The 21,681-nt window shown below is 71.7% G+C and carries 17 protein-coding genes; 4 read left to right on the top strand and 13 right to left on the bottom strand.

All coding sequences use genetic code 11. From position 1 onward, the window contains the following. Positions 1-37: 37 nt before the first annotated feature. Entirely contained in the window at positions 38-2,158 is a 2,121-nt protein-coding gene (locus KN815_RS11965; protein WP_216341768.1) for a DNA gyrase/topoisomerase IV subunit B, read from the bottom strand. Positions 2,159-2,599: 441 nt separating this feature from the next. Here KN815_RS11965 and KN815_RS11960 point away from each other — a divergent pair, with 441 nt between their 5' ends. Beyond that, positions 2,600-2,830 carry a DUF7455 domain-containing protein gene (locus tag KN815_RS11960; RefSeq protein WP_030842698.1) on the top strand — a complete coding sequence of 77 codons (231 nt, stop codon included), beginning with the start codon at positions 2,600-2,602 and terminating at the stop codon, positions 2,828-2,830. Between the two features lie 168 nt (positions 2,831-2,998). Here the strand turns inward: KN815_RS11960 and KN815_RS11955 are convergent, their stop codons facing one another. The 6 genes from KN815_RS11955 to KN815_RS11930 all read right to left on the bottom strand — a co-directional run bounded on the left by KN815_RS11955 (position 2,999) and on the right by KN815_RS11930 (position 12,090). Next, entirely contained in the window at positions 2,999-3,829 is an 831-nt protein-coding gene (locus tag KN815_RS11955; RefSeq protein ID WP_216341767.1) for a S1 family peptidase, read from the bottom strand. 174 nt (positions 3,830-4,003) lie between these two features. Then, a complete protein-coding gene (locus KN815_RS11950) occupies positions 4,004-5,575 on the bottom strand; it encodes an RNA polymerase sigma factor (RefSeq protein WP_216341766.1) in 1,572 nt (523 codons plus the stop codon). Between the two features lie 467 nt (positions 5,576-6,042). Then, positions 6,043-6,996 (bottom strand): FadR/GntR family transcriptional regulator, encoded by a 954-nt coding sequence (locus KN815_RS11945; RefSeq protein ID WP_301184567.1) that lies wholly within the window; start codon positions 6,994-6,996, stop codon positions 6,043-6,045. 210 nt (positions 6,997-7,206) lie between these two features. Beyond that, the gene (locus KN815_RS11940; protein ID WP_216341764.1) at positions 7,207-9,393 is read right to left on the bottom strand and encodes an ATP-binding cassette domain-containing protein; all 2,187 of its coding nucleotides are present in this window, start codon (positions 9,391-9,393) and stop codon (positions 7,207-7,209) included. Between the two features lie 130 nt (positions 9,394-9,523). Further along, the gene (locus KN815_RS11935) at positions 9,524-10,285 is read right to left on the bottom strand and encodes an NUDIX hydrolase (RefSeq protein ID WP_216341763.1); all 762 of its coding nucleotides are present in this window, start codon (positions 10,283-10,285) and stop codon (positions 9,524-9,526) included. A 257-nt stretch (positions 10,286-10,542) separates the two neighbouring features. Further along, positions 10,543-12,090 (bottom strand): DUF4192 domain-containing protein, encoded by a 1,548-nt coding sequence (locus KN815_RS11930; RefSeq protein WP_216341762.1) that lies wholly within the window; start codon positions 12,088-12,090, stop codon positions 10,543-10,545. A 110-nt stretch (positions 12,091-12,200) separates the two neighbouring features. Here KN815_RS11930 and KN815_RS11925 point away from each other — a divergent pair, with 110 nt between their 5' ends. Next, complete coding sequence (locus KN815_RS11925; RefSeq protein WP_216341761.1) at positions 12,201-14,366, top strand: RecQ family ATP-dependent DNA helicase; 2,166 nt, start codon at positions 12,201-12,203, stop codon at positions 14,364-14,366. A gap of 227 nt (positions 14,367-14,593) precedes the next feature. Further along, on the top strand, positions 14,594-15,211 hold the full coding sequence (locus tag KN815_RS11920; RefSeq protein ID WP_216341760.1) for a hypothetical protein: 618 nt from the start codon (positions 14,594-14,596) through the stop codon (positions 15,209-15,211). Between the two features lie 129 nt (positions 15,212-15,340). On the opposite strand, the gene KN815_RS11915 is transcribed toward KN815_RS11920, so the two are convergent. The 5 genes from KN815_RS11915 to abc-f form a co-directional block, all read right to left on the bottom strand. Next, on the bottom strand, positions 15,341-16,000 hold the full coding sequence (locus KN815_RS11915; protein ID WP_216341759.1) for a hypothetical protein: 660 nt from the start codon (positions 15,998-16,000) through the stop codon (positions 15,341-15,343). A 67-nt stretch (positions 16,001-16,067) separates the two neighbouring features. Beyond that, positions 16,068-16,769 (bottom strand): ribonuclease HII, encoded by a 702-nt coding sequence (gene rnhB / locus KN815_RS11910; RefSeq protein ID WP_216341758.1) that lies wholly within the window; start codon positions 16,767-16,769, stop codon positions 16,068-16,070. Positions 16,770-16,959: 190 nt separating this feature from the next. Next, positions 16,960-17,853, bottom strand: coding sequence for an ADP-ribosylglycohydrolase family protein (locus tag KN815_RS11905; protein ID WP_216341757.1), 894 nt, complete (start codon positions 17,851-17,853; stop codon positions 16,960-16,962). Positions 17,854-17,864: 11 nt separating this feature from the next. Further along, positions 17,865-18,524, bottom strand: coding sequence for a histidine phosphatase family protein (locus KN815_RS11900; protein ID WP_216341756.1), 660 nt, complete (start codon positions 18,522-18,524; stop codon positions 17,865-17,867). A gap of 9 nt (positions 18,525-18,533) precedes the next feature. Continuing rightward, entirely contained in the window at positions 18,534-20,180 is a 1,647-nt protein-coding gene (gene abc-f / locus KN815_RS11895) for a ribosomal protection-like ABC-F family protein (protein WP_216341755.1), read from the bottom strand. 121 nt (positions 20,181-20,301) lie between these two features. On the opposite strand from abc-f, the gene KN815_RS11890 reads away from it, so the two are divergent. After that, positions 20,302-20,928 (top strand): TetR/AcrR family transcriptional regulator, encoded by a 627-nt coding sequence (locus KN815_RS11890; protein WP_216341754.1) that lies wholly within the window; start codon positions 20,302-20,304, stop codon positions 20,926-20,928. 59 nt (positions 20,929-20,987) lie between these two features. On the opposite strand, the gene KN815_RS11885 is transcribed toward KN815_RS11890, so the two are convergent. Then, positions 20,988-21,596: a YdbC family protein gene (locus KN815_RS11885; RefSeq protein ID WP_216341753.1), complete on the bottom strand. Its 609-nt coding sequence runs from the start codon at positions 21,594-21,596 to the stop codon at positions 20,988-20,990. Positions 21,597-21,681 lie beyond the last annotated feature (85 nt).

Raw genomic sequence — 21,681 nt, 5'->3', positions numbered from 1 at the left:
AGACCCCGCCGAACCGGCCGTGGCGACGGGCCGGACGTCAGACGTCGATGCGCGACCGGTCCAAGGTCGCCGCCGAGTTGGTGATGAACTCCTTACGGGGCGCGACCTCATTGCCCATGAGCAGGTCGAAGGCGCGCTCGGCGGCCTCCAGGTCGCTGATGTTGATGCGCCGCAGGGTGCGGTGGCGCGGGTCCATCGTGGTCTCCGCGAGCTGGTCGGCGTCCATCTCACCGAGACCCTTGTAGCGCTGGATGCCGTCCTTGTAGCGGACCTCGCGGCGCTGGAGGTCCAGCAGCGTCTCCTGGAGCTCCTGGTCGGAGTAGGTGTAGACGTACTTGCTCTGCCCCCGCTTGGGGTTCACCAGCTCCACCCGGTGCAGCGGCGGCACCGCCGAGAAGACCCGTCCCTGCTCGACCATCGGCCGCATATAGCGCTGGAAGAGGGTCAGCAGCAGACAGCGGATGTGCGCGCCGTCGACATCGGCGTCGGCGAGGAAGATCACCTTGCCGTAGCGCGCCTGGTCGATGTCGAAGGTCCGGCCCGACCCGGCCCCTATCACCTGGATGATCGCACCGCACTCGGCGTTCTTGAGCATGTCCGAGATCGACGACTTCTGGACGTTGAGGATCTTGCCGCGGATCGGCAGCAGCGCCTGGAACTCGGAGTTCCGGGCCAGCTTGGCCGTACCCAGCGCCGAGTCCCCCTCGACGATGAACAGCTCGCTGCGGCCCACGTCGTCACTGCGGCAGTCGGCCAGCTTCGCGGGCAGCGAAGAGGACTCCAGCGCGGTCTTACGGCGCTGCGCCTCCTTGTGCTGGCGGGCCGCGATGCGCGTACGGGCCGCGGCCACGACCTTCTCCAGGACGGCACGGGCCTGCTGCTTGGCATCCCGCTTGGAGGAGGTCAGGAACTCCTTGAGCTCCTTGGAGACCACATTGGCCACGATCCGGGAGGCCGCCGAGGTGCCCAGCACCTCCTTGGTCTGGCCCTCGAACTGCGGCTCGGCCAGCCGGACGGTCACCACCGCCGTCAGGCCCTCCATGGCGTCGTCCTTGACGACGTCGTCCTCGGCGACGCGCAGCAGCTTGGCGGAGCGCAGCGCCTCGTTGACCGTCCTGGCGATCGCGCGCTCGAAGCCGGCGACATGGGTGCCGCCCTTGGGGGTCGCGATGATGTTGACGAACGACTTCACGGTCGCGTCGTATCCGGTGCCCCACCGCAGCGCGATGTCGACGCCCAGGTCGCGGGTGACCTCGGTGGGCGTCATATGGCCGCGCTCGTCGAGGACCGGCACGGTCTCCTTGAAGCTGCCCTGCCCGGAGAGCCGCAGCACATCGCAGACGGCCTTGTCCTGGGCGAGGTACTCGCAGAACTCGCTGATCCCCCCGTCGTAGCGGAAGGTCTCCTCGACCGGTCCCTCCCGCCCCTCCATGGCCCGCTCGTCCCGGACGACCAGGGTCAGCCCCGGCACCAGGAACGCGGTCTGCCGGGCGCGGGCGTACAGCGTCTCCAGGGAGAGCTTGGCGTCCTTGAGGAAGATCTGGCGGTCCGCCCAGTAGCGGATGCGGGTGCCGGTGCGGGTCTTGGGAACCCTCTTGCCCTTGAGGAGGCCGCTGGACGGGTCGAACGGAGCGTCCGGCCCGGATTCGGTGAAGATCCCGGGGACGCCGCGGCGGAAGCTGATCGCGTGGGTCACGCCGCGGTCCACCTCCACGTCGAGGCGGGCGGACAGCGCGTTCACCACGGAGGCGCCGACGCCGTGCAGACCGCCGGAGGCCGCGTACGAGCCGCCGCCGAACTTCCCGCCGGCGTGCAGCTTGGTCATCACGACCTCGACGCCGGACAGCCCGGTCTTGGGCTCGACGTCCACCGGAATGCCCCGGCCGTTGTCGCGCACCTCCACGGAGCCGTCTTCGTGGAGGATCACCTCGATGTGGTCACAGAAGCCGCCCAGGGCCTCGTCCACCGAGTTGTCGATGATCTCCCAGAGGCAGTGCATGAGGCCACGGCTGTCGGTCGAGCCGATGTACATGCCAGGGCGCTTGCGCACTGCCTCGAGCCCCTCGAGGACGAGAAGGTGCCGCGCGGTGTAGTTGGAGCCGCCCCGGTCTGCTCCGGTCAGCAGCGCAGTGGACGGCACGGACGTGTCGGCGGTCACGCGGTTCGCTCCTCGCTGAATTTCTTGTTGGCCCAGCAATGGGCACGATGGTGGCATGGTCGCCCGTCAGAGCGTACTGGGGCCTGATAGAGCCTTTGTGCCGCCACCCATTGAAACGTCCATGCTAGTCGCACCGGCCACCGTTTCGCTCGTACGTTCGATATCCGGCGGGGGTGACGCACACATCACGTTCCCTTTCAGGCATGAACCATTTAGGCTCCGGGCACGTCATCATTCACAACCGGCAACCCGGCCGGGAGGGTGAACCAGACAAACGACTCGATACACCAAAGCTAGGCAATACGGCTCATTCGCCGCCAAACGTCACCATCCGGCCTACTCAGAAGCAATTTTTGGGAAAAAGCCACGAGCGGGAACGATTTCAGGCTGGTTGGATGTTGACCCTGGTACGACAGCTCGTCGAGCTAGAGAAGAGGCGACGTGACTACTGTTCTGACCCCCGCGAGCCCGTTGACGGCCGCTGACCGCTGCGACCGCTGCGGCGCCCAGGCGTACCTGCGCGTGGTGCTGATCAGCGGTGGTGAACTGCTCTTCTGTGCCCATCACGGGCGCAAGTTCGAGCCGGAACTCAAGAAGATCGCCGCGGAAATACAGGACGAGACCGAGCGGCTCACCGCAGCTCCGGCGTCCGCGTCCGACGACGAACGCTGACGCCTCACACCCACACGACGACGAGCGACGCCGGCCCAGGGCCGGATCCCGGGCGGTCTGCCCCCGAGTGGGGCGGCCGCCCACGCTCGTTTCGCGGGCCCGTCCGCACCAACCCCACGGGCCCTCCGGGGCTCCCTCCAGCATTCACCGCCATCGCCGGATTCCGCATCAGCCATGGGCGGCCACCAGATCGGCCACCGCCGAGATCCTCGTGTAAACCCCGGGTCGCCCCGCCACCGCGCATCCGCTGCCCCAGGACACCAGGCCCACCAGCCGCCCCCGGGCGACCAGCGGCCCTCCGCTGTCCCCCTGGCAGGCGTCCCGGCCCCCGTCCGGCAGCCCCGCGCAGACCATGGACCGCGGGTCGTAATCCCCCTCCGCGTTGCCCGGATAGGCGCGCTCACAGACCGTGTCGGCCAGCACCTGCACCGACGCCGTGCGCAGCGCCGACGCATAGCTGCCATCGCCCTGTGTATCGCCCCAGCCGTACACCGCGGCCTTTTCCCCCGGCCGGTACGCCCGGTCGCCGCTGCCCGCCATGGGGATGGTGTAGGCCGCCGGGACCGCGACCCCCAGGGTGAGGACCGCGATGTCCCCGGCCCTGTTGTCGCCCTCGTACGCCGGATTGACCCACACCCGCGCCGTCGGGTACTCCACCCCGTCGCTCTTCCGCAGGTCATTGCGGCCGATGATCACCCTGAGGTCCTTGACCTGCCGCCAGTCCATGCCGAGCACGCCACGGCTCAGGCAGTGGGCCGCCGTGACGACCTTCGTGGGCCCCACCACCGCCCCGCCGCAGAACTGGCCCGACCTCTTCTCCCCGAAGAGCGCACGGCTGGCCAGGGCCACCGTCCAGGGCGCCTCGACCGTACGGGCCGGATGCCCGCCGATCACGACACGGTCGGCCGTCGCCGGAGCGGGCGCGGTGAGCACCATCGCGAGCGCGGCGGCCAGCGGCACCACCAGGACGACGAGGAGCGAGCGGAGCGACGTACGCATGCAGCCTCCTGACCATACGGAGCGTCTCGCACACTCAGAGTTACCCCCTGTGCCGCAAACCGCATCCCGAGTGGGCCAAGCGGGGAACATGGCGCCGCGACAGCGCGAAGGCCGGGCCCTCGAGGGGCCCGGCCTTCGCGCTGTACCGCTTCGGTTATGCGGCGGCGGTCCGCATCAGTCCAGGTAGTCCCGGAGGACCTGGGAGCGGGACGGGTGGCGCAGCTTCGACATCGTCTTGGACTCGATCTGACGGATGCGCTCACGCGTCACGCCGTAGACCTTGCCGATCTCGTCGAGGGTCTTCGGCTGGCCGTCGGTGAGGCCGAAGCGCATCGAGACCACGCCCGCCTCACGCTCGCTGAGCGTGTCGAGCACGGAGTGCAACTGCTCCTGGAGCAGGGTGAAGCTGACCGCGTCGGCCGGGACGACCGCCTCGGAGTCCTCGATGAGGTCACCGAACTCGCTGTCGCCGTCCTCGCCCAGCGGGGTGTGCAGCGAGATCGGCTCACGGCCGTACTTCTGGACCTCGATGACCTTTTCGGGGGTCATGTCGAGCTCCTTGGCCAGCTCCTCCGGGGTGGGCTCGCGGCCCAGGTCCTGGAGCATCTGGCGCTGGACGCGCGCCAGCTTGTTGATGACCTCGACCATATGCACCGGGATACGGATGGTGCGGGCCTGGTCGGCCATGGCGCGGGTGATCGCCTGACGGATCCACCAGGTGGCATACGTGGAGAACTTGTAGCCCTTGGTGTAATCGAACTTCTCGACGGCGCGGATCAGACCGAGGTTGCCCTCCTGGATGAGGTCCAGGAAGAGCATGCCGCGGCCCGTGTAGCGCTTGGCCAGGGAGACCACCAGACGGAGGTTGGCCTCCAGGAGGTGGTTCTTGGCGCGGCGGCCGTCCTCGGCGATGATCTCCAGCTCGCGCTTGAGCTTGGGGGCCAGCTTGTCCGAGTTGGCGAGCTTGTCCTCGGCGAACAGACCGGCCTCGATGCGCTTGGCGAGCTCGACCTCCTGCTCGGCGTTGAGCAGCGGGACCTTGCCGATCTGCTTGAGGTAGTCCTTGACCGGGTCGGCCGTGGCACCGGCCGCGGCGACCTGCTGCGCGGGGGCGTCGTCCTCGTCCTCGTCGGAGAGTACGAAGCCCGCGTTCTCGGGCTCGGCCTCGGCGCCCTCGGGACCGGGCTTGCCCGGTGCGGCCTCCTCGATGACCTCGTCGGCCTCGAGAAGCTCGTCGGTGACGTCCTTCTTGGCGGTGGTCTTCTTCGCGACCGTCTTCTTGGCGGCGGCTGCGGTGGTCTTCTTCGCGACCGTCTTCTTGGCCGTGGCCTTCTTGGCGGCGGCCTTCTTCGCGGGGGACGCCACGGCCTCGTCGGCCGGGATGTCGCCGGCGTCCGCCGATGGGATGGCCGGGGCTGTGGGGGCCTTCTTGGCGGTGACCGTCTTGGCCGCGACAGTCTTGGTGGCGGTGCGCTTTGCCGGGCTCTTCGCTGCGACGCTCTTGCGGGTGCGCTTGGGCGCTTCTGCGGCACTGACCATCAGCGTCACACCCTCCTCGTCGAGGATCTGGTTGAGGCTGCGCAGTACGTTCTTCCACTGGGTTGGCGGAATCTGGTCAGCCTCGAAGGCCCGGCGCACATCGTCGCCTGCGATCTGCCCCTCAGCCTTTCCCCGCTCGATGAGCGCCATGACAGACTCCGACTCGGCGATCTCCGGCGGGAGCGTACGGGATGTGCTGGCCGACACGAACAACCTCTCGGAACGTTGGAAACGGCTTCCGGCTCAGTCCGGTGGGGACCCGAGCCGACGACCGCCGGCAGGGATGAACCGACGGCGCGGGCGGAGTGCGGAGGAGTACAGCGTTACGAGCGACATCCGTATTCCCTCCGCGGCTGCCACCTCTTTAATCATCGCGCTACCCCAAAGAGCGTTACGCCCAATACTCGTGGCCCGAGTCACACCCCATAACGGTCTTAATGCCCATCCAACGGGACAGAAAACTCCCAGTCGTGCACCGATGGGAGCCGTACGGTGCCGACCGATCGGTCGCGCCGCGCCGCCGAACCCGCGGCGCGGGATCCGGCGACGCCCTCTCGTACGCCGTACGGCATCCATCGGGCCGGCACTCGCCGCCTACTGACACCGCCTTGCCGTACGTCGTACGCGGCACGCTCCGGACGCCCGGGGATCCGGGCACCGGACGCGCCGACGGATCAGTGCTCGCGCGGCGCGGGCACCCCGACCTCGGCATGATCGAGATCCGGGTGGACGGTCAGCAACTGGCGCATCGCCGCCTCGGACGCCGCGGCATCGCCCTCGCCGATCGCCTCCACGATCCGGCGGTGGTGGGCGACGCCCGCCTCGGTGAGGCGGTCGCAGCCGGAGACGGGCGCCCCGGAGACGTGGAGCGCGGCGGCGACGATGCCCGCCAGGTGCTCCAGCATCCGGTTGCCCCCGACCTGTAGCAGCAGGGCGTGGAACTCGGCGTCGGCGCGGGAGAAGGTGAGGGCGTCACCCTGTGTCAGCGCATGGGTCATGATCTCGACCATGTCGGCGAGCCGCTGCTGCACCTCCTCGCGGCCGTGCCCGGCGGCGAGCCGGGCGGCCAGCGGCTCGATGGTCCAGCGCAGCTCGCACAGCTCGCGGCGCTGGTCGTCGCGCTGTGGGCCGAAGGCGCGCCACTCGATGATGTCCGGATCGAGCAGATTCCAGTCGCTGACCGGACGGACCCGGGTGCCCACATTGGGGCGGGCGCTGACCAGGCCCTTGGCCTCGAGGACGCGCAGCGATTCCCGTACGACGGTGCGGGAGACCTCGAAGCGCTGTCCGATCTCCTCGGGGACGAGCGGACGGTCCGCGCCCAGGTCGCCGGAGACGATCATCTGGCCGAGCTGCTGTACGAGTTGGCCGTGCAGCCCGCGGCCCCGGTTGCCGGCCGCGCGTCGGCCCACCCGGCCGATCTCTGCCTCGGCACCGTCCCAGGAGGAGGGGGCGCTGCCGCGGCCGGCGCCGGGGGCGTCGGCGTAGGAGTAGCGGTCAAGCTCGCCCGAACCGGCCAGGCCGGAGTCGGCGGGGCGAGCCGCGGTCATCGTGGTGTGCGCAAGGGTACTCACGCATCCTTTGTCGGCGACGCCTCGGAAGCCCTTGAGGTCTTTGGTGAAAAGCACACGAAAGGGTGATCGCCCATTACCTCATAATTGACGCTCAATCGGACAGAAAGAAGCATGCTGCGGGGAGTTGCGAGCAGTTCGCGCTATGGGTCTGCGAATCCACTTCGGGCCTGATCCACTGGCTCGCACGGGCCGGACGACCGGCGGGCCGGGCCCGGCCGCCCAGCCCGGGGGCCGGGCCCGGGCTGGGGTGAGGTGGGGTGGGTGTTACTGGCGAGTGCTCCTGCCGCGCAGACCGGTGAGGGCGTAGGCACACAGCAGGACGGCGACGGACAACATCAGGGCCTGTCCGACCGGTTGGGAGGCGAGCCGCAGCGCGACCGCCAGCCCTCGGTCGATCATGGAGGGCGGCCGGTCCAGCGTGGCCGCGCGCAGCCGGTGCGGCAGCATGACCAGCGAACGCAGCGACGGATCCTCCGCCGCACGCTGGACGACGGGCACCGCCAGGATCGGCACGGCGAGCAGGGTGGCCAGCCCGAGCGCGGTGGACCGGAAGACTCCGGCGGCCAGCAGCCCGGCCCACGACGAGCCGATGGTCAGCCCGAAGACGCCGACCACCAACTCCGGCCAGTCGCCCGGCAGCGGTACCGCGTTGCCGCCGACGAGCAGCAGGAGCGCCGCGCTGTCGAGCACGATGACGCCGAGCGACAGCAGGACGGCACCGGCCGCGCAGACCGCGAATTTTGCGGCTAGCAGCCCGAGCCGTCGGGGCACGGCGTCCCGGGTCGCGGCCAGTGCCGGAAAGCGGAACTCGTCGCCGAAGGCGAGGGCTCCCAGAAGACCTGCCGCGATGGCGATGGGAGGCAGCGGGAGATCGGCGGGCCAGCCGGTGAGCCGGTGCAGCTCCCCGACGCCACCCGCGCGGGCGAGCAGCACGGAGGCGAGGAGGGAGGCGACGATGGCGGCGACGCCGATCAGCCAGCCGGTCCGTACGCCGGTGGTGCGGCGCAGCTCGTAGCGCATCGGCCAGGCGGGGCCGGGGAAGCGGAGCTTGGGGAGCAGGCGCAGCGGGGGCGCCTCGGGGTCGCGGGCGCGGGCGCCCGCGACGGTGCCCGGGCCCAGATCCGCGGTCTCCTCGACCAGCCGGTGGACCACGATGCCGTGGCGGTAGGCGGTCTCCCCGACGGAGGCGGGGGACAGGCCGTAGACGGAGATGTGGGTGTCGTCGTCCCGCACCACGGAGAACGGGTCGGCGGGCGCGGCGACGGGCTCCTCCTCGGCCTCGGGCCCGGCCACGGCCCGAGCCACGGCCCCGGTCCGCGCGGCGGTCGCATCGGCGTCGACAGAGGGGGTGGGGACAGGGACGGGGACGGCGGGGGCAGGGGCAGCCTTCTTCGCCTTGTCCGACTTGGCCGCCTTGCCATTCGACTTGGCCGCCTTGCCCTCCGGCTGGGCCGCCTTGTCGTTGGCCGCGACCTCAGAGGTGGCCTTGGTCGCCTCGGCCCCGGCAGCGGCGCCACCTGCGGCGGGCTGGGCCTTCCTGACCTTGCGCCAGATCGCCCTCTTCCTGACCTTGGGCCCGGCGCCCTCGGCCTTGGCGGCCTCGACTCCTTCGGCGACATCGGACGGGGCGACGTCGGCCTGTGGCGCCTCGGCCTTGGCCTCGAGCTCGGCCGCGGCGCGGGCCTCCTCCTCCGCCTTGGCCTCGGCAAGCTGACGGGCGGCCTGGACCTCCTCCTCCAGGACGGCGGCGAGCCGGCCGACGAGCGGGGAGTGGACCACGACACGGGGGCGCAGCCGGGTGTGGGCGAACTCGTCCACCGGCTGATCGGCCACCAGCCGACCCGACTCCAGGGTGAGCACCTGGTCCGCGACGCGGATGGCGCCCTCGGCGTCCTCGGTGGCGACGAGGACGGCGCCGCCATGGGCGGCGAATTGGCGCAGCAGCCCGTAGAGCCAGGCGGTCTCCCGGGCCGACAGGCCCCGTGCGGGCTCGTCGAGCACCAGGGTGTGCGGGTCCCCGAGAAGAGCGATGGCGATCCCGAGACGACGCTCCGCGCCGGTCGACAGATCACCGAGACGCTCGTCCGCCAGATCGGTGAGGCCGACCACGTCGAGCACCACATCGGCGCGTGCGGCGGGCACCCCGGCCGCGGCACCGAGCATCCTCAGATGCCCCCGCACGGTGCGGCCGGGGTGCCCGGGGACGTCCTCGAGGAGAACGCCGATCTCATGAGCCGGGCGCCGGATGCGGTGCAGGGGGCGGCCCCGGAAGAAGGCGGAGCCATGGCCCCGGTCGAGCTGTAGCAGAAGCCGCAGCGCGGTGGTCTTGCCCGCGCCGGGGCCGCCGAGCAGTGCGGTGACCCGGCCCGCCGGGGCCTCGAAGGTGAGGTCGTCGACAACGGGCGGCTGGTTGCGGCGGGGGGTGCTGGTCAGTCCGGTGGCCTGGATCATGGCTTCTCCCGCGGGGCATGGAACCGCTCGACGGCACGTGGGGACTGGTGGCGTACCGGAGCACGTTAACCCGCTATGTCCTATTTCTTCGGGACATAGCTCTCCCGTGGATTCGTCGTGTCATGGCTCGTCACACCTCGGGGCGGAGCATGGGCGGATTGAGCAGCGTCGCTCCTCCGGCCCGGAAGAGCTGGGCGGGACGTCCGCCCTGACGGGTCGTCGTACCGCCGGTGGGCACCAGGAATCCCGGGGTGCCGGTGACCTTGCGGTGGAAGTTGCGCGGGTCCAGGGCCACGCCCCACACCGCCTCGTACACCCGGCGCAGCTCGCCGACCGTGAACTCCTGCGGGCAGAAGGCGGTGGCCAGCGAGGAGTACTCGATCTTCGAGCGGGCGCGCTCGACCCCGTCCGCGAGGATGCGGGCATGGTCGAAGGCGAGCGGGGCGGCCAGATCACTGTCACGGCCGAAAGCCCCGTCCTGGTCGAGCAGCGATCCGACCGGGGCCCAGCGCACGCTGTGCGCGTCGCCTCCGGCCCGGGGTGCGGGCAGATCGGGCGCCAGCGCGAGGTGCGCCACGCTGACCACGCGCATACGGGGGTCCCGCTTCGGATCGCCGTAGGTGGCGAGCTGCTCGAGATGGGCGGCGTTCGGAGGGACCGGAAGCGTGGGGTCATGGGCGAGCAGCCCGGTCTCCTCGGCCAGCTCCCTGGCAGCGGCGGCGGCGAGATCCTCATCGGCCCGGACGAAACCGCCGGGCAGCGCCCACCGCCCTTTGAAGGGCGCTTCCCCGCGTCGGACGGCCAGCGCACACAGCGAATGCCGCCGCACGGTGAGCACGACCAGATCAACGGTGACGGCGAACGCCGGAAAGACCGACGGGTCGTAGGGCATGACGCGATCATAGTCGTCTGCCTGACGATAATCAGGCCCTTGAGCATGATCACCAATGTTCGGGAAATCGCTCTCTCAAGCGCTCGCCTGCGCGAATCCCGCACCTCCTTCCGAACGCCTCCGAGCCGCCCCACGCCCCGGACCACCGCACCCCGGCCCACTCACCGGTCCGCCCACCGGCCGTCCACCCCACGCCCCGTTACAGGGCTCCCCCACCGCCCCTGGCCCTCAGCCCACGGCCCTCCCGCCGGTCCGGGTCAGCGGCGGCTGCGCGTCCCCCGTCCACCGGTCCGGCGCCGGGCGCGCGGCCGCCCTTCCGGACGACGCCTGCCACCCGGGGCGGCCGTTCCGGCTGGGCCGCTCTTCCCGCCCGGGCCCACCGTCCCGCCCGGCCACTCCCGCACAGAATCCCGCTCTCCCTTGGCTTCCGTTTCCGCCAGTTCCGCCAACTCCGCCAGCTCCTCTGCCTCCGCCGACTCCGCCAACTCCGCCAGTTCCTCCGTCTCCGCCGACTCCTCTGCTTCCGCGGGGGTGACCCGCTCGGCGGGCTCAGCCGACTCGACCGGTCCGGCCGTCTCCAACAGTGCGGCGTCCGCCGGCTCGCCGAGCCTCTCCAACTCCGCGTGGACTGCCGCGTGCACAGCGCGGTCGGCACGGTCGGCGAGGTCGGCACGCCCGGCGTCGGAGTCCTCCCGCCGGAGGCATCGCCGCAGCAGCTTCGGATGGACCCCCTCATTGCACGCCTGGTGCAGCAGCCTTGCGAAGAGGTAGTCGGGATCGACCCGCAGGGCACGGCCGAGCGCCACCCGTGCCGTGAGCTCATCACCCGCCGACCAGGCGACCCACCCGGCCAGGGTGAGCGGCGCCGCCGCGTGCTCCCCGTAGGAGCCGACGCAGCGACGGGCCAGCGCACGCCACAGCCGCAGCGCCGCGCCTGCGTCCACTTCCTCCATCCACCCGGCCGCCCGGTCCCGGGTCCGTCGGTCCTGAAGCCCGATGATCACCGCGGCCGCCTCCTGATCGTCGAGCAGCCGGTCATCGTGGAGATCGGCCGCACACGCGTCGGCGGCCGACGGCGCGGCCTGAAAGGTGTCCAGCATCCGGCCCACCAGACCGAGGGTTTGCTCACACACCGTCGTGGACTCACCACCGTCCAGAATCCTTGGCACGAGCTCGGCCCCGGCCGCGTCCAGCGCCCGCTCCTGCCCGTCGGCCCGGGGTGCGCCGAGCGGGGCGAGCCTGGCCTCCATCTCGCGCAACGAGCCGCGCACCTGGACCCCCGCGAACGTCGCCGCCGCGGCCATCACCGAGGTGCCGGGCAGGGCGAGCGGAACGCCTTCCGGCGGGCAGCAGCGCCGGTCGGGACAGACATACGACCAGAACCGGCCGCCGGAGATGCACAGCGCCTCGAACACCGGCACCTCCAACCCGCCGCACGCGGTGCGCAGCCGCTGTGCGAGGGGCCGCAGCCGCTCCATCGCCTCCTGCCCCGACTCGCCCTCGGCCGGCTCCTGGCACAGGAACAGAACGACCCCGTCCGGCCGCCCGCCGCGTCGCTCGCTGCCGCTGATCAGGCATTCGGCGAGCTGGTCGCAGACTTCGGGCCACTCCTCCGGGATCCGGGGAATGCCGAGCCTCAGCCTGCCGCCGAACCGGCCGCGGGAGCCGTGCAGCGCGATCATCACGATGCTGTCGTCCGGCTGAAAGCCCAGGACATAGGGCAGGGCATCGGCGAGCTCGGCCGGGCTGCGGAGGGTGACCTGCTCTTCGCCGGGCAGACCGGCCGATTCGTTGTGTCGAGTCATGGCCCGACGGTCCCTCAGCCTCGTCGGCCCCGCCACCCCTGTGGATAACGTTATCCACAGGCTGCCGGGGCCATTGGCGCGATGTCGGCGGGATCGGGTTGCATGGGGGCATGAGCGACGAAGATCTGCGTACCTCGGCCGACCGCGTCCTGGCCCGCCTCGTCGGGGACACCACAGGCTCCGCCCGGCTCCGGGAAGATCAATGGCGGGCGATCGAGGCGCTGGTCGCCGAGCGCCGCCGGGCGCTGGTCGTGCAGCGCACCGGCTGGGGCAAGTCGGCGGTGTATTTCGTCGCCACCGCGTTGCTGCGCGAGCGCGGCAGCGGTCCGACCGTGATCGTCTCGCCGCTGCTCGCGCTGATGCGCAACCAGGTCGAGGCCGCCGCGCGCGCCGGTATCCGGGCCCGCACCATCAACTCCGCGAACACCGAGGAGTGGGACACCATCCAGGCGGAGGTGGCCGAGGGCGGGGTGGATGTGCTGCTGGTGAGCCCCGAGCGGCTCAACAACCCCGATTTCCGGGACCAGGTGCTGCCACAGTTGGCCGCCGCCACCGGCCTGCTGGTCGTCGACGAGGCGCATTGCATCTCCGACTGGGGCCATGACTTCCGGCCCGATTACCGCAGGCTGCGCACCATGCTCGCGGATCTGCCCCAGGGTGTGCCCGTGCTCGCCACGACCGCGACCGCGAACGCACGGGTCACGGCCGATGTGGCCGAGCAGTTGGGCACCGGCGAAGGGACCGCGCGGGCGCTGGTGCTGCGCGGGCCGCTGGACCGGGAGAGCCTTCGACTGGGCGTGCTGCCGCTGCCGGACGCCGCGCATCGGCTCGCCTGGCTCGCCGAGCACCTCGATGAGCTGCCGGGCTCGGGGATCATCTACACCCTCACCGTCGCCGCGGCCGAGGAGGTGACCGCGTTCCTGCGGCAGCGCGGCCACACCGTCACCTCCTACACCGGCAAGACGGAGAACGCGGATCGCCAGCAGGCCGAGGAGGACCTGCTGGCCAACCGGGTCAAGGCGCTGGTCGCCACCTCCGCGCTGGGCATGGGCTTCGACAAGCCGGACCTCGGCTTCGTGGTGCATCTCGGTTCGCCGTCCTCCCCCATCGCCTACTACCAGCAGGTCGGGCGCGCCGGGCGCGGTGTGGAGCACGCCGAGGTGCTGCTCCTGCCCGGTCGCGAGGACGAGGCGATCTGGCGGTATTTCGCCTCGCTCGCCTTCCCGCCCGAGGAGCAGGTGCGCCGCACCCTCGAGGTGCTGGCGGCGTCGGACCGGCCGGTGTCCCTGCCCGCGCTCGAGCCCCAGGTCGAGCTGCGGCGGTCACGTCTGGAGATCATGCTCAAGGTGCTCGATGTGGACGGCGCGGTGCGGCGTGTGCGCGGCGGCTGGACCGCGACCGGGCAGCCCTGGGCGTACGACGCGGAGCGGTACGCGTGGGTGGCGCGCCAGCGGGAGGCCGAGCAGCAGGCCATGCGGGAGTACGCCTCGACGGGCGACTGCCGGATGGAGTTCCTGCGGCGGCAGTTGGACGATGAGAAGGCGGCGCCCTGTGGCCGCTGTGACAACTGCGCGGGGGCCCGGTTCACCACCGAGGTGTCCGACGCCTCGCTGGACGCGGCGCGCGGCGAGCTGGGGCGGCCCGGTGTCGAGGTGGAGCCGCGCCGTATGTGGCCGACCGGGCTGCCCTCGGTTGGCGTCGATCTCAAGGGCCGCATTCCGGCGGATGAGCAGGCCGCCCCGGGCCGGGCCCTGGGCCGGCTCTCCGACATCGGCTGGGGAAACCGGCTGCGGCCGCTGCTGGCCCCGCAGAGTCCGGACGCCCCGGTGCCCGACGATGTGGCCGGTGCGGTGGTGACAGTGCTCGCCGACTGGGCCAAGGGCCCCGGCGGCTGGGCCTCGGGCGCGCCGGACGCCGCGGACCGCCCGGTGGGCGTGGTCACGGTCGCCTCGCGCACCCGCCCGGAGCTGATCCGGACACTCGGCGAACGGATCGCCACCGTTGGCCGGTTGCCGCTGCTCGGCAGCGTCGCGTACCACGACGGCGAATTCGACACCCGGGTGCCGCGCACCAACAGCGCCCAGCGGCTGCGAGCGCTGCACGGCGCGCTGACCGTGCCGCCCCCGCTGGCGGCGGCCCTTGCCGAGGCGGGTGGGCCGGTGCTGCTGGTGGACGACATGGCGGACACCGGCTGGACCTTGGCCGTCGCCTCCCGGCTGCTCCGCCGAGCCGGAGCAGCCGGAGTGTTTCCGCTGGTCCTGGCCGTGCAGGGGTAGGGGCGGCCAAGGCTGCGGCGGGGCATGAACCGGTCAGGAATATAGAACGCACATCCAGGTAAAACAGTCAGTGGGACCAACTGCTCATTGCCGCACGCGGGCGCGACCGCAAGAATTGTCCGCAGCTCCCCCGCCCTCGGTCCGTCCGTGGTCCGTCGGGCTGTGTCGTGGCCCGCGCCCGTGCCCGACCCTTCGCACGGACCGTGGGCGCAGACGAAGGGAGGACCGTGACCTTCGGCTTCGCTCCGCCACCGTCCGCCGATTCCGTTTCCCGGGTCGGCCGGATGCTCCAGCCCGCCGAGTGGGCGGCAGCGGGGATCCCGCTGCTGCGCAATCCACGCGAGGTGGTCACCGGACTGCACAGCCGCCATCTGCCGACGCCCTCGACCGTCGTCGTCGCGGTCCTCGATCCGGACGAACGGCTCACGGCGAGCGCCTCCTTCGTCCGCCGAGCCACCGCCATCGACGGCTGGGACTTCCGGAACGCGCTGCTGGCGCAGTTGCGCCGGGTGATCCCGCACGATCTGCGGCGCCGCACACCGATCCGCACCGCCGTGCTGCTCTACTGCCGCGAGGGCGAGAGCCGGTGGACGGACGAGGACGGCGCCTGGATGTGGGGGTTGCGCGACGCCTGCACCCTGCACGGCCTGCGCTGCGGCGCCTACATCACGCTGACGCGTGACGGCTGGCGGGTCCTCGGCGAGGGGCGGGGCGGCCGTCGGCCGCACTCCGCTTCGCTGCCCACCGACTTGGATGTGGCCGTCGAGGGCGACGGCGACCCGAAGGCGCTGCCGCGGCCCCACCGCGGAGCGCGCACGGCGCTGAGCCAGTCCGCCGCCGTCTGACCGGTCGCCGGGCACCCGCGTCCGACCGGTCGCGGGACGCCCATGGCCACCTCCGTCCGTCCGGATGCCGGACAGCTCCGCCACGGGGACAGAGCCTGCCGGACACCGGGCGTTCGGGGGCGTGCGGCCTCAGGCGCCCGGACCGATGAGGGCGTTGATGCGCTTCGGGTCGCCGCAGACGATCAGCAGCGTCCCGGCACGGCCCATCGCCTCGGGCAGCGCGCGGGCCACGGCGTCGTTCGCACCGCCGTTGACGGCGACGACCACGACCGGGCGGCCCTTGGTGCGATCGGCATCCGCACCGGCGTAGAAGACATCGTCTCCGGCGTCGTGCTGCGCCCAGTACGACGCCTCGCCGAAGGACAATTCATGCGCCGCCCACGGATGCTGCTCCCCGGTGGTAAGCACCAGGATGTCAGCGGGGGCCCGGCCGGAATCCAGCAGCAGGTCGACCGCCTCGTCCGCCGCGTCCAGCGCGCCGTCCACCGTGGCGGGTATGAGCTGAAGCTGGGGACCGGCCTTCGCGGCGGCGGGTGCGGCCTTGGCAGCCGAAGCCGCCGGGGCGGTCGGCAGGGGCTTCGTCGCATCGCTCGCGGTGCGCTGCGACTGAGCCGACGAGGTTCCGGCGGAGCCACGGTTGGGACCGGGGCTTCCAGGCCGCCGCGGTGCGGGCCGGGGGCCGGGACCAGGGACAGGACGAGGGGTCGGCGCGGTGCGGCCTGCGGCCGGTGTCGCGCGGGGACCCGGGACACTCTCGTGAATCTGAGGCTCCTCGGGGATGAGAGGCATGGGCTGATGTCTATCAAACGTCGGTGCGAGTCGCATCGGCGGGTGGCGGTTTGACCGCTTGGTCTGCTCAGAAGTCGAAGCCGAGTTGGCCTTCGTCCTCCAGCGCGACCGGTTCTGGGGTGCTGCGGACCCGCTTCAGGTGCCGCCAGCGGGGCAGCCCGTCCATATAGGCCCAGGACAGCCGGTGGTGGGGCGTGGGCCCCAGTTCCCGCAGGGCGGCGCGGTGCACGGGGGACGGATATCCGGCGTTGTCCTCGAAGCAGAAGTCCAGGTGCTCGGCTCCCAGTTCGGCCATCATCGCATCCCGGCGCACCTTGGCGATCACCGAGGCGGCGGCGACGGACACACAGGACTGATCGCCCTTGATGACCGTACGGACCGTCCAGGGAGCGCCGAGGTAGTCGTACTTCCCGTCCAGGATCACCGCGTCCGGCCGGACCGGCAGCGCGTCCAGCGCACGCGTGGCGGCGAGCCGGAGGGCGGCCGTCATCCCCAGGCCGTCGATCTCCTCGGGAGAGGAGTGACCCAGGGCGTGCGCGGTGACCCACGAGTGCAACTCCTGGGCCAGGGTCGTGCGCTTCTTGGGGCTCAGCAGCTTGGAGTCGGTGAGTCCGGTCGGCGGACGGCGCAGGCCGGTGACCGCCGCGCAGACCGTCACCGGACCGGCCCATGCCCCGCGTCCGACCTCGTCGATACCGACGACGATCTTGGCTCCCGTCGTGGCGCGAAGCGAGCGCTCGACACTGTGGGTGGGCGGTTCATATGCCATGGCGAGGACAACCTTACGCCGCTCTTACCTGCGTTCGGAAGCCGGATCCTCGGCAGCGGTGCCCGGCTCCTCCGGGCGGCCCCTCCCTCGGTGAACCGGGTGTCCGATTCGGCTCAACACGGCGCGGCGGAGGGCCGGTTCGGCGGTGGGGCAAACCGGGCGAGGCACCGCATCACGCACGTGGGAGGAGTCAGTCGGCCCGCGCCGGGACCCACTCCGGCAGCGCCTCGGTCCGGTCCAGCCAGTCGGCGGGCGGCGCACCGGCGGCAGCGGCCGCGACCACTCCCCCGACGATGGCGCAGGTGGTGTCCACGTCCCCGCCGGCCGAGGCCGTCCGCCAGAACGCCTCCTCGAAGGAGCCCAGGTGGCGGGCGGCCGCCCACAGGGCGAACGGCACGGTGTCATGGGCGCTGGTGCGCCGGCCACAGCCGAGCACCGCGGCGACGGTCCCGGCGTCCGCGTAGTCGAGCATGTCGCGGGCGCGGCGCAGTCCCGCCTGGACCGCGCTGCGCGGCACCACCTCGACCACCTGGTCCAGCAGCTCCTCCGGCCCACCGTGGCCCGCCGGATCCGCCACCAGCGCCGCGGCCGCGGCCACCGCCATGGCTCCCGCCACGGCCTCGCGGTGCTGATGTGTGGTGTACGCCGAGATCTCCGCCTGATGTGTCGCCTGCTCCACATCTCCCGCATACCAGGCTCCCAGCGGGGCGATCCGCATGGCGGCGCCGTTGCCCCACGATCCCTGCCCCTGGAACAGCCCGGCGGCCAGGTCACGCCACTCGCCGCCCTCCCTGATCAGGCGGAGCATCCGGTTCACGGCGGGGCCGTAGCCCCGGTCGAAATCATGGTGGTCGGCGAAGGACCGGGCGAGATGGTCCTGGTCGATCCGGCCGTGGTTCACCAGGACGGCCAGGATCGAACAGGCCATCTCGGTGTCGTCGGTCCACTGCCAGGGGTCGGGCGGCAGCTCGCGACGCTTGAGGAACGGATGGTTGGCGGGGACGAAGAACTGGGAACCGAGGGCGTCGCCCACGGCCAGCCCGCGCAGACTCCTAAGAGCCCGATGGAAACGGTCAGCGGTCATCGCTGCGCACTCTAACCGGTGCGGCCGTAGGGCTTGGGGGTGCACCAGCGCTCGAAGGGCCGGTCCAGGTGGTAGCGCCCGTCCGAGCCGAGCAGCAGGGCCCGTGATTCGCCGTTGCCGGGGTTGGACAGCGACTCGAATTCGGCGACGTTCCAATGCAGCCACCGCATGCAGAACAGCCTCATGGTCAGCCCATGGGTCACCAGCAGGACGTTCGGCGGATGGGCAGGGTCCTGGAAGCTGCGCCACAGGCTCTCCAGGAACGCGTCCACCCGGTCGTAGACGTCGGCTCCCGACTCACCCTGCGCGAACCGGTAGAAGAAGTGTCCGTAGGCGTCGCGGTACGCCATCTGTTTCCGCACGTCCTCGCGGTCCTGCCAGTTTCCCCAGTCCTGCTCCCGCAGCCGCGGCTCCTCCCTGACCCGGGTGCGCGTGGGGTCGAGATCGAGCAGCCTCAGGGTCTGGTGGGTGCGGCGGTACGGCGACACATAGATCGACACACGCTCGTCACCGAAGGCGGCGCGCAGCCGCTCGCCCGCCTCCGCCGCCTGCCGGCGCCCGGTCTCGGTCAGCTTCAGGGCATGGTCGGGCACCCTTTCGTACACCGAGTCATCAACATTCCCCTCTGATTCTCCGTGCCGCAGGAGGACGATGCGCCGGGGTCGTGCCATGGCGCCACCCTAGATCGAGGCCGCGACCGGTGCCGCACCCCCCTCCTCGGCCATGAGCCGGCCTCCTCGTATTTCGCACCGGCGCCCGGTGAAGCGGCTTCGCAGCAGCCGGTCGTGCGACACCACCACCAGCGCCCCGGTCCACTGGGCCAGCGCCTCCTCCAGCTCCTCCACCAGGCCGAGGGCGAGATGGTTGGTCGGCTCGTCGAGCAGCAGCAGATCGGCGGGGCGGGCCAGCAGCCGGGCGAGCGCCAGCCGGCGGCGCTGGCCCGCGGAGAGCGATCCCACCGGGACGTGGAGATCGTCCGTGTGGAACAGGCCGTACGACAGGAGAAGGGCGCCCTGCTCCTCCGGTGTCCCCGGCAGCCCACGGCCGAAGGCCGACAGCAGCCGCTCCCGGGGTCTGGCAACGGGTATCTCCTGGGCGAGATAGCCGATCCTGCCCCGGCGGGTCGCCCGGCCGGTATCCGGCTCCTCCCATCCCGCCATGACCCGCAGCAGCGTGGACTTGCCCGCGCCGTTGGCACCGTGGACGAGCACTCTCTCCCCGGCCGCCACGGTGAGCCGGTCGACCGCCAGCCGCTCCCCCACGCGGACGTCGTGGAGGTCGATGAGCACACCACCCGCCGTGCCCGCGGCGGGGAGCGCAGAGAACCGCAGCGGCTCCGGCGGGCGCGGCACCGGGTCCTCCTGGAGCCTGCGCAGCCTCTCCCTGGCGTTCCGCACCCTGCTGGACACCGAGGACTGCACACGCCCCCTGTCCCGGTCGTAGGCCAGCTTGTTGCCGTCCTTCATGCCGCGGCCCGGGGCGACCCGCCGTGCGACGGTCGTGGCGGCCTCCGTCAGCGCGGCCGTCTCCGCGCACCACTCCTCGTACGCCTGCTCCCAGCGGCGGCGCGCGGCGGTCTGCTCGGCGACGAATCCGGCGTACCCCCCTCCGTACCGCACCAGGGCGCGCCGGTCGGCGTCCACCTCGACGATCGCGGTCGCCACCCGCTCCAGGAAGACCCGGTCGTGGGAGACCGCGAGGACGGTGCCCGAATGCCCCCGCAGCGCCTCCTCCAGCCAGCCGAGCGCGGCACCGTCGAGGTGGTTCGTCGGCTCGTCCAGCAGCATCACCTCGGGCGCGGCGGCGATCAGGCAGGCGAGCCCGAGCCGGGCCTGCTCACCGCCCGACAGACTGCCGAGCCGCCGCTCGTACCCGATGCCGCCGAGCCCCAGGCCGTGCAGCGCCTTCTCCACCCGGGCGTCCGCCTCATAGCCGCCGCGGACCTCGAACGCGGTCAGCAGATCGCCGTAGGCGGCGAGCGCGCCGGGGGCGCCACCGCCGAGATCCGCCTCCAGCTCGCGCAGCCCGCGCTCCATGGCGCGCACCTCGGCGAGTGCGGCGTCCACCGCGTCGCGCACGGTGTGATCCGGGGGCAGCTCGGGCGTCTGGCCGAGGTGACCGATGCCGCCGTCGGCCACCGTCACCACGGCCCCGTCGTCCGGTGACTCGCTCCCGGCCAGCAGCCGCAGCAGGGTGGACTTGCCCGCTCCGTTCTCCCCCACGACGCCGACCCGCTCCCCGGGCCGGACCGCGAAGGACACGTCGTCGATCAGCAGCCGGTCCCCCCGGGACAGCGTGACGCTTCGGAGCGAGATCTGCGTGGGCACAGGGGCGCACCTCCAAGCACGCGAGCACGTGGGCCATTCGGACCGCACGCTCCAAATACAACTGATGTTGCATTACCCTCACCATGGCACAGGAAACCCGCTAACACAACTGGAGTTGCACTTGTCCGCAGAGAGCGCCGCCCCGACACCGGGCACCGTCCGCCCCGGCGGGCGCACCGCACGCACCCGCTCGGCGGTGCGCGACGCCGTGCTCACCGGCCTCGCCGAGCACGGCTATCCCGGTCTGACCGTGGAGTACGTCGCCGAGCGCTCGGGCATCCACAAGACGACCGTCTACCGGCGCTGGGGCAGCGTCGAGGGGCTTGTGGCGGACGCGCTCGACCTCGCGGGCGAGGACGCCTGGACACCGCCCGACACCGGAAGCCTGGAGGGCGATCTGCGCGCCCTCGCCCGCGAGGTGACCGAGACCTTCGGCAGCGCGCCGGCCGCCGCCGCACCGACCGCCTTCATCGCGGCCGCGTTCCAGTCCGAACGCGCGGCCGAGGCGCTGCGCGACTTCTACACCGAGCGCTTCGCCCGCTGCGAATCCGTGGTCCGGCGGGCCGTGGACCGCGGTGAGGCCCCGTCCGGCACCGACGCCGCGGCGGTCGTACGTGCCGTCTCCGCGCCGTTGTTCTTCCGGGCGCTGATCACCCGTGAGCCCATCGATACGCCGCTCGCCGACCAGACGGCGGCCGCCGTCGCCGCCGCGGTCCGGGCCGGGGCGTATTCCCCTGCCCGCGGGTGATCAGGGCCGACTCCTGAGCGCAGGGCCTCCCCTCGATCAGCCGAGGGCTCGTCCCGCCCTCACGCCACCGTCCAGGCGGACTCGACCCGTACGACATCGCCCGCGATCGCCGCCACATCCGCTTCCGTCTGCGCGCGCAGGCCGAGCCGCTCGACCCGCTCCACCCGGTACTTCCCGTGCTCGGCCGCCGAATCCCACATCGACAGCACCAGGAACTCGTTCCCCGGCGCCTCGCCGAACACCCCGCGCAGCATCCCGGGCGACCCGGCCATGGCCGGATTCCACACCTTCTCCTGCACCAGCGTGAAGTGATCCACCCGGTCGGGGCGCACCCGGCAGTGCGCGACGCGCACCACGTCCGCATCGGAGAACCGCGGCTCGAAGCCGACCTTCACATCGAACCGGTGCTCGAACAGCCGGACTTGCATATCCCGGTACGTGCCCGACTGCGCGGCCGCCAGCCGGTCGTGCGAACGCGCCATGAAGGAGTCGTAGAACGCCCGGCTCTCCCAGAACGCGAAGACATGCGCCACATCCGGACGCCCCCGGCTCCAGCCACCGCCCTGCCCCCGGAATCCCGGTTCGCCGGGCAACCCCGCCCACTTCCGCTGCCCCCGCTCGAAACCCGGGCGGTCCACCACGGTGCAGCGAATCCACTTGACCAGCACCGCGCCATCCTACGGCCGTGCGGTGGCCCCCATCACATACCGGAGAGTCCGCCCCCGGTTCGGCACCGCACCGTACGACGCCCGG

It is taken from the genome of Streptomyces niphimycinicus (genome assembly GCF_018883605.1).
Lineage (GTDB): Bacteria > Actinomycetota > Actinomycetes > Streptomycetales > Streptomycetaceae > Streptomyces > Streptomyces niphimycinicus.
This window is presented reverse-complemented; position numbering and strand designations above follow the sequence as displayed.

What these genes read in the sequence shown, in the direction of transcription:
- KN815_RS11935 (WP_216341763.1), bottom strand. Translation starts at nt 10,285, where the DNA reads ATGCCCTACGACCCGTCGGTCTTTCCGGCGTTCGCCGTCACCGTTGAT.
- KN815_RS11905 (WP_216341757.1), bottom strand. Translation starts at nt 17,853, where the DNA reads ATGACCGCTGACCGTTTCCATCGGGCTCTTAGGAGTCTGCGCGGGCTG.
- rnhB (WP_216341758.1), bottom strand. Translation starts at nt 16,769, where the DNA reads ATGGCATATGAACCGCCCACCCACAGTGTCGAGCGCTCGCTTCGCGCC.
- KN815_RS11940 (WP_216341764.1), bottom strand. Translation starts at nt 9,393, where the DNA reads ATGATCCAGGCCACCGGACTGACCAGCACCCCCCGCCGCAACCAGCCG.
- KN815_RS11915 (WP_216341759.1), bottom strand. Translation starts at nt 16,000, where the DNA reads ATGCCTCTCATCCCCGAGGAGCCTCAGATTCACGAGAGTGTCCCGGGT.
- KN815_RS11900 (WP_216341756.1), bottom strand. Translation starts at nt 18,524, where the DNA reads ATGGCACGACCCCGGCGCATCGTCCTCCTGCGGCACGGAGAATCAGAG.
- KN815_RS11930 (WP_216341762.1), bottom strand. Translation starts at nt 12,090, where the DNA reads ATGACTCGACACAACGAATCGGCCGGTCTGCCCGGCGAAGAGCAGGTC.
- KN815_RS11955 (WP_216341767.1), bottom strand. Translation starts at nt 3,829, where the DNA reads ATGCGTACGTCGCTCCGCTCGCTCCTCGTCGTCCTGGTGGTGCCGCTG.
- KN815_RS11925 (WP_216341761.1), top strand. Translation starts at nt 12,201, where the DNA reads ATGAGCGACGAAGATCTGCGTACCTCGGCCGACCGCGTCCTGGCCCGC.